This window comes from Prevotella denticola, from assembly GCF_900454835.1.
Taxonomy (GTDB): domain Bacteria; phylum Bacteroidota; class Bacteroidia; order Bacteroidales; family Bacteroidaceae; genus Prevotella; species Prevotella denticola.
In genome coordinates this window covers 1,082,244-1,095,232 of sequence record NZ_UGTM01000002.1, presented here as the reverse complement: position 1 = coordinate 1,095,232, position 12,989 = coordinate 1,082,244, and the positions used below count along the sequence as shown (strand labels likewise).

General features: G+C 50.9%; 9 protein-coding genes and 1 pseudogene. 5 read left to right on the top strand and 5 right to left on the bottom strand.

Annotation, left to right across the window (positions count from 1 at the left end; genetic code table 11):
* Nucleotides 1–3 precede the first annotated feature (3 nt).
* The gene (locus DYH27_RS12685) at nucleotides 4–1,296 is read right to left on the bottom strand and encodes a site-specific integrase (RefSeq protein WP_025068383.1); all 1,293 of its coding nucleotides are present in this window, start codon (nucleotides 1,294–1,296) and stop codon (nucleotides 4–6) included.
* A 483-nt stretch (nucleotides 1,297–1,779) separates the two neighbouring features.
* Between DYH27_RS12685 and DYH27_RS13625 the strand changes: the two are divergent.
* A pseudogene (locus DYH27_RS13625) lies at nucleotides 1,780–2,063 on the top strand (Arm DNA-binding domain-containing protein); the annotation flags it as partial.
* Between the two features lie 94 nt (nucleotides 2,064–2,157).
* On the opposite strand, the gene DYH27_RS12675 reads toward DYH27_RS13625, so the two are convergent.
* The gene (locus DYH27_RS12675) at nucleotides 2,158–2,946 is read right to left on the bottom strand and encodes a DUF4738 domain-containing protein (RefSeq protein ID WP_013671973.1); all 789 of its coding nucleotides are present in this window, start codon (nucleotides 2,944–2,946) and stop codon (nucleotides 2,158–2,160) included.
* A gap of 85 nt (nucleotides 2,947–3,031) precedes the next feature.
* The gene (gene rfbC / locus DYH27_RS12670; RefSeq protein WP_025067535.1) at nucleotides 3,032–3,586 is read right to left on the bottom strand and encodes a dTDP-4-dehydrorhamnose 3,5-epimerase; all 555 of its coding nucleotides are present in this window, start codon (nucleotides 3,584–3,586) and stop codon (nucleotides 3,032–3,034) included.
* A gap of 277 nt (nucleotides 3,587–3,863) precedes the next feature.
* On the opposite strand from rfbC, the gene DYH27_RS12665 reads away from it, so the two are divergent.
* A complete protein-coding gene (locus DYH27_RS12665; protein ID WP_455430471.1) occupies nucleotides 3,864–4,859 on the top strand; it encodes an HU domain-containing protein in 996 nt (331 codons plus the stop codon).
* Between the two features lie 188 nt (nucleotides 4,860–5,047).
* Nucleotides 5,048–5,578, top strand: coding sequence for an FHA domain-containing protein (locus tag DYH27_RS12660; protein ID WP_025067533.1), 531 nt, complete (start codon nucleotides 5,048–5,050; stop codon nucleotides 5,576–5,578).
* A 399-nt stretch (nucleotides 5,579–5,977) separates the two neighbouring features.
* Here the strand turns inward: DYH27_RS12660 and DYH27_RS12655 are convergent, their stop codons facing one another.
* Nucleotides 5,978–7,510, bottom strand: a complete 1,533-nt coding sequence (locus tag DYH27_RS12655) for a RagB/SusD family nutrient uptake outer membrane protein (protein ID WP_029216402.1) — start codon at nucleotides 7,508–7,510, stop codon at nucleotides 5,978–5,980.
* 3 nt (nucleotides 7,511–7,513) lie between these two features.
* Nucleotides 7,514–10,840 carry a SusC/RagA family TonB-linked outer membrane protein gene (locus DYH27_RS12650; protein ID WP_029216403.1) on the bottom strand — a complete coding sequence of 1,109 codons (3,327 nt, stop codon included), beginning with the start codon at nucleotides 10,838–10,840 and terminating at the stop codon, nucleotides 7,514–7,516.
* A gap of 243 nt (nucleotides 10,841–11,083) precedes the next feature.
* Between DYH27_RS12650 and DYH27_RS12645 the strand changes: the two genes are divergently transcribed.
* Entirely contained in the window at nucleotides 11,084–11,608 is a 525-nt protein-coding gene (locus DYH27_RS12645; protein WP_025067531.1) for an RNA polymerase sigma-70 factor, read from the top strand.
* A 391-nt stretch (nucleotides 11,609–11,999) separates the two neighbouring features.
* Complete coding sequence (locus DYH27_RS12640; protein ID WP_013671981.1) at nucleotides 12,000–12,977, top strand: FecR family protein; 978 nt, start codon at nucleotides 12,000–12,002, stop codon at nucleotides 12,975–12,977.
* Nucleotides 12,978–12,989 lie beyond the last annotated feature (12 nt).

Genomic DNA, 12,989 nt, shown 5'->3' with positions numbered 1-12,989 from the left:
GATTTATAATTGGTTGAACTTACTCATGGCGTTTGCCTTGATGTCGTCCGCAATATCAATGTAGGGCTTCATCGCCTTGTAATCACTGTGTCCTGTCCACTTCATCACAACTTGGGGAGGAATACCCAATGCAAGCGCATTGCAGATAAAAGTGCGGCGACCTGCGTGCGTGCCGAGCAAGGCATATTTAGGCGTAACATCATCTATTCGCTCATTACCTTTGTAATATGTTTGTCGTACAGGCTCGTCAATGCCAGCCATTTCCGCCAATTCCTTAAGATAGTCATTCATTTTCTGATTGGTAATAACAGGCAGCACCTTGTCATCTTCAAACGCCACATCCTTGTACTTGTCAAGAATTGCTTTGCTGTGATTGTTCAGTTCTATAATCAAACTATCGGAAGTCTTGACCGTTGTAACTTCAATATGGTCGCCTTTAATATCACTTCTGCAGAGATTGAACACATCCGAATAGCGCAAGCCTGTGAAGCATTGGAAGAGGAATACATCACGCACACGTTCGAGAGCCTGCTTGTTGGAAGGAATTTTGAACTCTCGGAGACGGTTGAGTTCGTCCCAAGTGAGAAAGATGATTTTCTTTTGGGTACTCTTGAGTTTAGGCTTATAACTATCGTAGGCGTTGTTTTGATGCACACCTTTCTTGAAAGCCCAGCGCAAAAACCATTTCAAGAAACTCAATTGCTTGCCAATGGTTGTGTTGCGCATCTCCTTTACATCACGCAGATAACCCACATAGTCATTCAAGCCTCGCTCATCAAAGAACTCAAAGGTAAGTCCTTCACGAAAGTTGGTCAAATGATTTTTCACGGCTGCAAATTTCTCAAACGTGGAGTCCGTCCAATTGTTCTGACGTCCACAATCCTCGACAAAATCATCAAACACCTGAAAGAAATCACAAGGCAATGCTTCTTTCTTTGGCTTAGATTCTTCGCTCACAGGTTTGTGCAAAGCATTGAAAGCCTCTTTTATTTGTTCCTGTGTGGGCATTATTTCTTCCACTTCAAACTTCTTGAAGATGTCCTGTATTTCTGTATAGTAGCCCAAGAGTGAAGCATTGATTTCAGAAGCCGATTGTTTCAGTTTGTTGCTACAACCATTCTTTACACGTTGCTTATCTGCATCCCACTTGGCAGCATCGATGCGATAGCCTGTCGTGAACTCAATCCGCTTGGAAGCGAAATTGACACGCATACGGATAGGCACATTCTCAACAATGAGAACACCGTCCTTCTTCCTACTTTCCAACGTGAAGATAATGTTTCGTTTGATGTTCATGCTTTTGGGTGTATAGATTTCTGCACCCAAAATTACACCCAAATTTTGATATTACCAAAGATTTTCCATGAAATCTTATTTTATTAACATTCTGTATAAACCTCTATTATACAATAGATTGAACGTATATGATACTATTTGAAGGTTCAAGAGAAAGAGCCTCTCTCTCCGCTAATAGGCTTCAAAAGGACTTCACAAGGGTTGTCAATTTAGCCTTCAAAAATTAGCTAATCGTTGTAAAATCAAGGTTTTACAACGATTTTTCTTTGTATATACCTCCATAGCCTGACGGCATAACCCTATATTTTGACAGTCATCTTTCGGTCAATTTCTGCTACACTTACTGCTACACAAAAATTGCAGTAGCAAAAAATGTAGCAGTGACGGGATTTTGAATACCATATTGACGGCATTAATTCTTTCTATCTCAGAGTTTTATATATTAACTTTGCAGCCGAGTGCTACACAAAAGAATGATGCATTATGAGAACAACTTTCAAGGTGTCTTTCTACCTAACGCTCAAACTATGAGAACAAAGAAGGAGAACAAAGAAGGTAAGTCGCCTGTAATGCTCCGTGTATTCTTTTACCAGGAGATGGCTGATTTCGACTCTATGAAAATTTTGTGGACAAGTCACTGTGGAACAACACTTCCAGCAGACTTAGAGGTCGGACGGCAGAAGCCTTGTCTGTCAATGCCACATTGGACTCCATTCCCATTACACTGGAATGGAGTCTACTACAAGTTTGAGGATGACGATTTCCTGATTGAAAAGACGGACACCTGTGTGTATGTGCAGGCCGGCAGATACGTGGCTGTGTTTGATGCTGGAGGACCGTACAGGACGTGTGTCCTGCCTCTTATCGCAGCTTCTTGCTCATTCTGCCGTCTGGTGTCACACGCAGTTCGATCACGTAGGTTGTATCGGCATCAGGAATTCCGATGACGACGTAATAGTAAAGAGCTTTCGCATCCGCATGCGTGAAATACATCCTGCGGAGGATGCTCCGGAAAAGGAAGTCTTTCGGAATGAGCGACTGGAACTCTTGTTTCCGGAAGTCATGGGCAAAGACAGGAGTACCGTGATTGAGCAGTCGCAAGGAGGCGACGTTGTCGAGATACATATTGTCCACTTCGACCCCGTTGTCGTTATAGGTGGATTTGATTACTTTGTCGGAGGTTGTTTCTACATGAACCTTGCTCTCGAAATAGCCTAAGTCCGTGCGGATGATCGTGTCTTGCGACTGCTCACGGAAGGTGTTCATCGCATAGACATGATAGCTGAAGGCGGAGCGGAGCGTCTTGTCACCGCTCTTCACAAGTCTTACCTCGTCGCCGTTCTGGTTGGTGAACTTCAGCAGATGAGGCGCCTGTTTTTCGATTTTATAGCCGTGCAGGTTCTTTCCCTGCAGATAGAGCGTATCCTGGTAAACCCAGAAACGGACGGGCATACTGGCCGAGTCGGGATAGAAGATGCTGTCTCCTCTCACCAGCATGGCAGGGTCGCTGTTCTCTCCGTTGGTCCATAAGCCCTGCAGCATCTCTTTGGCTTGTTTGTCTTCGTGCGACTGCTGGTAGCCGGTGCTGCGGTTGCGGCAGGAGGCCAACAGTAGCAGTACGCATATACTGATGATTGTCTTCTTCTTCATAATACGTATGAATGACATTTGATGACGCACCATCGTCCGTCCGGGAATATTCCCGACGGACGAAAGCCGTCAGTGTCTGTATGTCCTATTCAAACAGCCGGGCATCCTTCAATGCCAGCCCTTTGTTGAGATCTTTGTCCGAAAGCACGACATCCTTTGCATCCACAGGCCAGTTGATGCCTATCGTCTCATCGTCCCAGCGGATGCTTGCCTCGGACTGAGGAGCATAGGCGTTGTCGACCTTGTAGGTGAATATCGCCTCATCGGAGAGGACCAGGAAGCCATGGGCGAAACCGCGGGGGATGAAGAACTGCCGTTTGTTGTCCTCGGACAGTTCTACCATGACGTACTTGCCGAAGGTCGGTGAGCTTTTGCGGATATCCACTGCCACGTCGACTACCTTGCCTTTGATTACACGCACCAGCTTGGCCTGCGAGAATTCGCCCTGCTGGTAGTGCAGTCCACGAAGAACCCCGTAGCCCGACTTTGACTCGTTGTCCTGGATGAACTCAACATGGTGCCCGATGTGTTCGTCAAACTCTCTCTGCTTGAATGATTCAAAGAAATACCCTCTTGCGTCATTGAACACCTTGGGTTCAATCACCCATACTCCCTCAATATCCGTCTTGATATACTTCATTGTATTTAAATTTTAGTATTTGCCTGGTAGCCAGATAGAGCCGGTGCGTGCAGTGGAAATATGCTTTCAGATTGCCGAGCACAGCCTACCTTATGCAAAGGTAGTGCAAGCGAGCGCAATGCAAGCGTGCTTTCAGATTGCCGAGCACAGCCTACCTTATGCAAAGGTAACAAGAATTATTGATTATAAAAAGGATTCCCGGCTTTTTCGTCATCCCTGCAAATTTTTTAAGATAGGATACTTGCCGCTTCCAAATAAAATAATTAATTTTGCAAACGTGATAAAACTCGACCGACATATCGAAATACTCCTACTGGAAAATGACTGTGTCATTGTTCCCGGGTTGGGAGGCTTCGTGGCTCATCATGTCTCTGCAAGATATGATGTGAATGACGGCCTGTTTCTGCCTCCTTACCGTACGCTAGGATTCAACGCACAGCTGAAGATGAATGATTCGCTGCTGGTGCAATCGTATGTAGATGCCTACGACATGAGTTATCCCGAAGCACTCCGTAAGGTGGAAAGTGAGGTGGACGAGATTTACCGCATCCTCGGTGAAGAAGGTTTCTTCGAGCTGACCGACCTCGGCCGTCTCTCAAGGAATCGTGAGGGGAAACTGACTTTTGATCCTTTTGAAAGCGGAATCCTCACGCCGTCCTATTATGGCCTGGGTAGCTTCGATTTCAGAAAGGCTGCTGCCGTCATGGGTGAAGAGAGCGGATCTTCCGTATCAGGACATAAATCATCCCGGCACGGAATCCTGTATATTGACGAATCTGATGGAAAAGACAAGCGCATCAGCATCAGTATGCGTGCCGTCCGCAACGTTACGGCTGCCGCCGCATTCCTTACAGCTGTATTCCTTGTTGCTTTCCCGGGATCAACACGCAACGGCGTTCCCGGCCAGCAGGTGAAGAGCGGAGTTCTCTATAACATCTTCGATTCCAGCGACACATCCAATATCTCTGGACAGTTCAGGCCTTTGCGGGTAGGAAGAGGCCTTTCGGCAGACAACGTCCAGGCAGCTTCTCCGGTTTCTTCCCATTATTGGGCAATCGTCATGGCAAGCCACGTTACGGAGAGCAACGCACGCGCTTTTGTCGCCAGATTGCGGAAACACGGACTTGAAGACGCACGTGTCTATGAAGGTGCGGAGAGTATGAAAGTTCTTTGCGGCTGTTTCTCAAGTCAGAAAGAGGCATACGAAAGGATGAAGATCATCAATGCCACCACTGCGTTCAAGGAATCATGGGTAATTGAAATCGGAAAGTAAGAAATCCCCTCAGAGTGGGATGTGACTGCGGAAGGCGGTCAGGATAAAGCTCCATTATCGTTCTCTGCTGTTTATCATCCGTCGGTGCGGCCTGTCAGCATCTGTTTCTCCGCATTCATTTATATTTCTCTGCTTTCGGGAAAGAGGGGAGGGAACTTCTGGTGTCAACATCTACTATTATTATATATATGAAACGTGTCAGATGCCCAAAATGTGATAATTTCATTACTTTCGACGAAACGAAATACAAGTCGGGGCAGCGTCTTGTCTTCCAGTGTCCACAATGCGGAAAAGAGTTTGGTATCCGTATCGGTATCTCCAAACTGCGCAAGACACAGAAAGAGGAGAACAACGAACCAGGACCTGATGAACAGGAGAATGAATATGGATCACTGCACGTCATTGAGAATGTCTTTCATTTCCGGCAGGTCATCCCGCTGCAGCTTGGTGAGAATGTCATTGGCCGCTACATGAAAGGCAATCCTATCAACTGTCCTATAGAAACTGTCGACCCCAGTGTTGATATGACGCACTGTGCCATCACCGTCAGCCGGAACAAAAAAGGGAAACTTCAATATGTGCTGCGTGACGGGCCGTCTTATACCGGAACCTTTGTGGATAATGAAATTCTCGGCGACCGCGAGCGGCGCGTCATAGAGGATGGGACTCTCTTCACTATTGGTGCCACGAGTATCATCCTCCATGCTCCGGGGAAATGACTGACCATTCCTGGCATACAGAAAGCGAGGGTGTAGCAGAAGTCAGATTCTTTTTTGAAAGCCTTCAGTCTGAAGCGAATCTATATGAAAAGCCCATTTCAAAACTCGTTTGTGAGTAGAGAAATGGGCTTTCCTTTGTTTGGGGAGAATATCAAATTGCAGATTGAAAGCTGTTGTCACACCGCCGATAGATCTGATATAGAGCAAGAATATGGGTGATAGAATTATAGCCTATAGAAATTTTCATTGCATTTATAGATGAGACGTAGCTTCCGGAGTATGAATGGCAAGACGGCTTCCTGTCTGCTTTTTCTCGTCGGAATGGATAGGGCAGCGGCACAAGACATACGACTTTCCATCTCGATGAAGGGTGGAAGGTGTACCCAGCCCTCCGCTGTTTTACCGTTGCCACCACATAGGCGTAGCATAGTCATCCGGACCGCCCAGGTATTCTACCGCTTTGTCGTAATTAGACCGGTTGTTGATCTGTTCGTTCTTGTCGAAAGGTATTCTGTTAGGAGTCGATAAGGTATAGCCGTTCGTCGGCTGCGGAACGGGGAAGATATGCGGATATCCCGTGCGGCGTATTTCGTCCCATGCTTCCTGTCCGTTGGGGTAAAGGGCAATCCATTTCTGTACTATCAGCCGTTCCATCTTTTCTGCTATCGAGGCATCTTCGTCCCATTTAACCGTAATCAAGGACATTCTGGGAGCGTTGCCGCCAAAGCCTCCCACGGCATCCACGTAATCGGCCTCCATGGACATATTGTCCTGTAGATAAGCTTCCGCACCTTCCGCCCCCCACTGTCGGAAGGAGAGAGTGACTCCCTGCTCATAGAAATCCTTTGCCGTTCCTCCGCCCATATTCCATCCTCGTAGAACACCTTCCGCCTTACAGAACGCCATCTCGGAAGCTGTCAACCATACGCCCGGTGTTGTCTCCGATACGTTCGCAGTAGAGTAAAGACGCTTTGCGAGGAAGTTGCTCCCGATCAGCGCACCGGCCCGGCAGCCGATGAACCTGCGGTCTCCTGGCTGTTCCGGCTGCTGGAAATACCGGCCGAGCCTGGGGTCTCTGTAGCCTGTCATGTAACTCTCAAGGTCAGCACAGATGCGGCTGTCCCCCCATGATACTGCCGTAGTCCATAGCCCCGACTTGTTATAGCTTATCGTACAGTTGTCCTCATTCCGTTCGATTACGCCATCCCTCACGGCTTCTTCTGCCAGGGAGCGTGCCAGTACCGGTTCCACATTGCTGATGCGCACGGCGATGCGCAGTCTGAGCGAGTTGGCAAACTTTCTCCATTTCCTGAAATCCCCCTTGTAGACGAGGTCGTAGGGGGCGAAGGCAGTCTGTTCTCTGGCAAGATTCGCATCCGCCGAGATGTAGTCGACAGCCTTTCCGAGGTCGCTGATCAGCTGTAAATAGATGTCCTTTTGAGACGAATACACTTCGGCGTTGTGTGTATCTATGCTGAGCGGAAACGGTCCGTAGATGTCTGTGAATCGGAGGAAGGCCTGCGCACGGAGTATCAGTGCCCAGGCATAGGAGATATTGTCCTTTCCGTTCAGCTTCTCCACTTCGTTGAAGGCCGAAACGATACCGGGTGCATAAGAGGCCGGCCAGGCACACCAATTGTTGCTCGCATTGAAGAGGGTGTGGTTCTTCGGCAGCACCTTGGTGTAGGTGGTGTAACGTCCCAGATAGTTGCCCACGAAGTCGATCATCGTCTGGTAGGCGTTTTCCTGCTCCGGAAAAGCCACTCCCTGCATCTGTATGAGGAAGGAACCGGCGGCGTAGTTGTCGCGCTGCAGTTCCTCGGGCGAAAGTCTGCTGCCGGGGCGGTTCATGTCCTCGAAGTTACCCGTGCAGGAGATCAGGGCTGCCGGCAGGAGGAACAGGTATGCAAGTATCTTTCTGCGAAACATCATGGCCTACAGTTTTACGTTGACATAAAAGCCCAGTGAACGTTGGCTGGGCTGCATGAAATAATCGAATCCCTGATAGTAGATATCTGTCGAAGGTGTCGACTCTGGGTCGAAGGGGGCCTTGCAGTACAGCATCCACAGATTCCGTGCCGTTACGCCCAGCGTCACCTTTGCGCCGCGGAGCAGCCTGTCGGTCGTATAGCTCAGGTAAAGCTCCTTGACCCTGGCGTTGGTAGCTTTGTAGATATATTCATCCCAGATGGGCGTTTCACCTCCCACTACGGTATAGTACTTCTCCACCGGTACCAGCCGGCCGCCTACATTGATGCCACCGGCATCCCTCAGCCGAGCTGTCTTCCTGGATACACCATACGAGTCCATGAAGGCCTGCGTCTGCGACACACAGACGCCCCCCAGCCGGGCTGTCACCAGCAGCCCGAGCTCCAGTCCTCTCCACGAAAGGCGGTTGTTCAGTCCGACCTGTGCTTTGGGCAGTACCGTTCCTACCCGCTTCGGTGTCGGCAGTTCCATCTGCATGACCTGTCCGTCGGCGTTGAGCTGGATGTTCCCTTGCGCATCCCTCTTATAGTCAGTGAAGGTGTAAAGGTCGCCCATCGTACCACCTTGTGTCAGAATCACTTCGCATCCGTTCAGCCCGCCTTGCCGCAGGGTCTCGTTGGGATTGTCGAGCAGTCTGACAATACGGTTGCGGTTCATGCTGTAATTCATGTCCACTGACCAGTGCAGCCGGTTCCATGTCTTTCTGTAGCCCAGACTCAGTTCCATTCCTCTGTTCCGTACGTCTCCGGCCTGGATGTACTCCCGGTCGTAGGCACCGCCCAAGGTAATCTGGCGGAGGAAAGTCTGGTTTTTCGTGTCCGACCGGTAGAGTGTCAGCTTCACCGAAACGGCTTCCTTGAAGAGATAGGCCGTCAGTCCCGCCTCCCACGAGTTTGTCCGCTCGGGGTAGAAGGTGTCGGGGAATTTGTAGGTGACTGTTCGGTAAGTGCCCGTGGAGGGTACGTACTCATAACGCCAGGCAGAAGAGATGTTGGGCGGGATAGCCGAACCGACGGAAGCCCATGATGCACGGAATTTCAGCAGGTCGACGAATGCCGGCAGCCTGAACAGCTTCGAGAGGACTGTCGACAGTCCTACGGAAGGGTAGAAGAAAGACTTGCGGGCAGTGTTGCTGAGGGCTGAGTCCCAGTCGTTGCGGCCGGTCACTGTCAGGTAGATACGCCTGCGCCATCCTGCTTCGATACTCCCGAAAAGGGAGTGGATGGCGTGCCGTGTAATCTCGAAGATGGGGCGGTTGTCGCCTGACACCTTGCTGTAGTCGATGGCGTTCGGCGTGAAAATGTTCGACGGAGCCTTCAACCCTCCCTGGAAGCCGGTCACGTCATACGACGTGTTTGAGAAGGCCGCACCGATGTTCGCCTCAACCGAGCAGTCGCTCCAGTGCCGGGAGACATCCACCATGCAGTCGGCATAGAACGCACGGTCGTTCACCTTGCAGTAACCGTAATATCCGTAAGGAGAGTGTGCAAAGACATCCAGCGTAGAGGCATACCGCTTGTCCTCAATCCGGTTCACCGCCTCGTCCCACCGGATTCTTCCCTCGAGAGTCAGCCAGTCCGCCGCACTGTACTTCACGCCCAGGTCCGTAAGGTATCTGTTGCGCTTCGTTGTCTTCACCATGCGGTTGGTCACCCAGTAGGGGTTCTGCATCTTCAGATCGTCGCCGTAGTTCCAGTTCTGCAGGTTGATGTTGCGTGCCACATCGAAACGCTCGAACTCCCTGACGGCGTCGAAACGCTCGCCGCGCGGGAAAAGGTAGACAGAGGTCAGGGGGTTGAAGTACTGCCCCTGTGCCAGCATGTTGCGGTCGTTCTCCCTTGCGTACTTGAAGGAGAACGTAAGCCGCAGTCTGTCCTTCAAGGTAGAAAAGACATTCTTGAATGCCAGGTTGTATCGCTGGAAATCATTGTTGGGGATGATGCCGCTTACGGTTGACGAGCCGAGAGAGAGGTAGACCTGGTTGCGTTCCGTCCCTGCCGTGAGTGTCGCGTTATGGGTGAAGTTCACTCCTGTGCGGAAGAAGTCGGCTGGTGTAAATCCGCCGGAGGCTGCTGCATCCTTCGTTCCCCACGACTTCATTTCGTTGGGACGGTTTCCATATTCGTTCTGGAATTCGGGCAGGACAAAAGGCGAGAGGAACTGCGTGGCCGACGACAGTTCCACCGACAGCCGTCCCACTCTGCCCGACTTTGTCCTGATCATCACGGCTCCCTGGGCAGCGGCCGAACCGTAGAGGGCGGCGGCCGCCGCTCCCGTCAGCACCGAAACACTCTCCACGTCGTCGGGATTGATGTCGGCAATGCTCTCCGCACCGGGCTGCTGGGAGTAGATGCCGCTTTTGATGTCGTCGTTGCTGCGGTTATTCACCGGGATTCCGTCAATGACGTAAAGCGGCTGGTTGCTTTGTGCCAGCGACTTCGGGCCGCGCATTACCACACGTGCCGCACCTCCCATGCCGGCTGCCGACTCGTTGACAGCGACTCCGGCCACCCTTCCACCCAGGGCGTTGGCCAGATGGGTTGTCTTCACCGTGTTCATCTCCTCGCCGTCCATCTGCTTGACATTGTAGTTCAGTGCCGGACGCGACCGGCTGATACCCAGGGCTGTCACGAGGACATCGCCCAGCTCGTAAAGGTTCTCCTTCAGTACGAACAGCTGGCTGTGTCTGCCCTCGGCGCGTTTTTCCACCGTGTTGAAACCGACGCAGGAGACCACCAGCACGGGGTTCGGTTTTTCCGTTTTCAGAACAAACCGGCCGTCCAGGTCGGCAATGGTATGCACCTTCGGCGTACCTTTTACCATGACCGATGCCCCGATGAGCGGATTGCCTGCCGCATCCTGTATCTGTCCATGGAAGGTGTAGGCGGCCGGTGTCCCGCGCGGGTCCTCTCTGTGCGGCGGAACGGCCGGTGTCGGACCGGGCGGTGCGGTGGAAGGTTTCGTCTTCTTCAGGTAGATGATGTTGTCGATGATTCTGTATGTGATACCTGTATGTGCAAAGAGACGGTCAAGGACAAAGTCTATCGGCAGGTCATGGATGGAGACGGCGTTCACCAGCTCCCTGCCCAGCTCGTCGCTGTAAAAGAAGCGGTAGCGAGTCTTCGATTTGATGCGCTGCACGACGGTCTTCAGCGTCGTACGGTCCGTCGTCAGCGACACCTGTGCAGCGACTGTCTGTACACCGACCAGCAGGAGGGCGCACACACAGACTACAAGAACAGAATATCTACCGAAACGGTCCGTTTTCATCATACTTCAAGGCAGCAGGCGTGCAGATTTTTTCCACGCTGATGATACATTGAGTTTGTCTTTACAAAGATAGGCAATTATCTTTATACAAGATGTAGACTTTCCATATTTTACATAAATTAACCACTCCGTACCCTTTGAAAAGTATAAAAAAGTGTATCTTTGTCACACAAAGATGAACATTCTCCTGCTGGTTTCAGGCTGTCGTTGCGGACAGCCTGTCATTGGCAGGAAAAAGAATCGATAATGACACTACCAGAGCAAAGGTTCAGACAGCTATTCAGAGACCTGTATCCCTCTCTTTCCTTTTATGCCGCACGCCTTGTCCATGACGATGAGGCTGAGGATGTCGTACAGGAAGCCTTCATGGAACTGTGGAAGCATAAAGACGATGTTGATGACGAGAGCCATATCAAGGCATTCCTCTATCGTGCCATCTATACCCGGTCGCTCAATGTCATCAAGCACCGTACGGTTGTCAGCAACCATGCTGACAGTGTGAAGAAGGTCGCCCAGCTCAGAATGGAATACTACAATCCGGAAGCTAACGACGTTATGGGTTATATCGAGGGGTTGGAGATGCGCAGGCAGATCAATGATGCCATCAGCGAGCTGCCCGCCAAGTGCCGTGAGGTCTTTGTCCTCAGCTACCAGCACGACAGGAAGAACAAAGAAATCGCCGAACAGCTGGGCATTTCGATACGTACCGTCGAGGTGCATCTGTACAAGGCCCTGAAGTCTTTGCGGCAGAAGCTGAGGCACAGGGTATGAGAATCCGTGGCAGCATGGAAGTTTCTCATTTCCAAGGCTCGAATGACATCTGTAACATTTTGTCGGTCAGACAGTTGCGCATACGTTGAGAAAAGGTGCTTAGTTGTGCTCCAATCAGGCCTTAGTTGGACGTCAATCAGGCCTTAGTCGGAAGCCGATCGGGCCTTGGTTGGAAACCGATCAGGTGTGGGTTGAAAATCACATTGACCGATGTCGGAAAAAGAGAGACAGAGGACAGCGGTGCAGAGTCTCCAAAGCAGAAGTCAGCCTGCAGGAAAATCCTATAACATTTTTTATTATTTGCCTTTACGTAAATAGGCGCATTCAATTGTTATTAGGATAAGCAGCGGAAAAAGAACTGCGATGAATGTAAGAAAAGAAAAAGAACAGTATGGACGATATAAACAACAAGACCCTCAAGGACTATCTCGCCGGAAAGGCAACGGACAGGGAGATGGAACGGCTGGCCGAATGGCTGGCATGTTCAGAGGAAAACCGGAGAGAACTCTTCGGTCTGGAGGCAGCTTACCATCTGGGGAAGCCCAATCCGCTTGCGACACCGGAGAAGATAGATGAGGCCGAGGCGAAACTTTTCAACAGGATAGGCGACTACGAAGCGAAGAAGAACCGCAGCCGTTCTTTCCGGATTCTGCGCTATGCCGCGGCTGTCCTGGCAGCTGTCCTGCTGGCGGGCGGAGGGCTGTATGCCTATTTCCGGCAGTCGGTCGAGACCATCACCGTCGCTGCCCTCGGCGGAGTGAAGAAAGTGGTGCTCCCCGACCATTCCACTGTCTGGCTCAACAGAGGTGCGTCCATCAGCTATGCCGAAGGTTTCGACGGTACGGAGCGGAGGGTGAACCTGAAGGGAGAAGCCCTGTTCCATGTCACCAAAAATCCTGAGAGACCGTTCATCGTAAGCAGCGGCGGCGCATCGGCAAAGGTACTGGGCACGACCTTCAACTTCAATGCGAAAGGTACGGGAGACGAAGATGTCATCAGCCTGATAGAAGGACGTCTGGAGGTGACCGGACTGGCCGGACAGGGAAAGGTCGTACTGCATCCCAACCAGAAGGCTACCGTCAGCAGGAATGCCCCGACCATCCGGACAGAGAACGGCTATGCCCCTGTCGATGCAGTGTGGCGCGACAATATGATTCCGTTCAGCAATCTGCAGATCGGGCAGATTGCAGGCATTCTGGAGCAGGTCTACGGTTGTAAGATTACAGTGGACTCCAGGCTGGAGTCCGGGAAGACTTATACAGGCGTCATCAAGCGGAATAAGGACATAAGGAAGGTGCTGGACGGACTTTCCTATACCGTCTCTTTCCATTATACCATCAGCGGCAGGAAGATAACCCTCTCTGAATGACGGTCGGGAGGG

Coding starts and splice junctions, on each gene's coding strand:
- DYH27_RS12655 (WP_029216402.1), bottom strand. CDS start 7,510: ATGATGTTTCGCAGAAAGATACTTGCATACCTGTTCCTCCTGCCGGCA.
- DYH27_RS12660 (WP_025067533.1), top strand. CDS start 5,048: ATGAAACGTGTCAGATGCCCAAAATGTGATAATTTCATTACTTTCGAC.
- rfbC (WP_025067535.1), bottom strand. CDS start 3,586: ATGAAGTATATCAAGACGGATATTGAGGGAGTATGGGTGATTGAACCC.
- DYH27_RS12650 (WP_029216403.1), bottom strand. CDS start 10,840: ATGATGAAAACGGACCGTTTCGGTAGATATTCTGTTCTTGTAGTCTGT.
- DYH27_RS12645 (WP_025067531.1), top strand. CDS start 11,084: ATGACACTACCAGAGCAAAGGTTCAGACAGCTATTCAGAGACCTGTAT.
- DYH27_RS12640 (WP_013671981.1), top strand. CDS start 12,000: ATGGACGATATAAACAACAAGACCCTCAAGGACTATCTCGCCGGAAAG.
- DYH27_RS12675 (WP_013671973.1), bottom strand. CDS start 2,946: ATGAAGAAGAAGACAATCATCAGTATATGCGTACTGCTACTGTTGGCC.
- DYH27_RS12685 (WP_025068383.1), bottom strand. CDS start 1,296: ATGAACATCAAACGAAACATTATCTTCACGTTGGAAAGTAGGAAGAAG.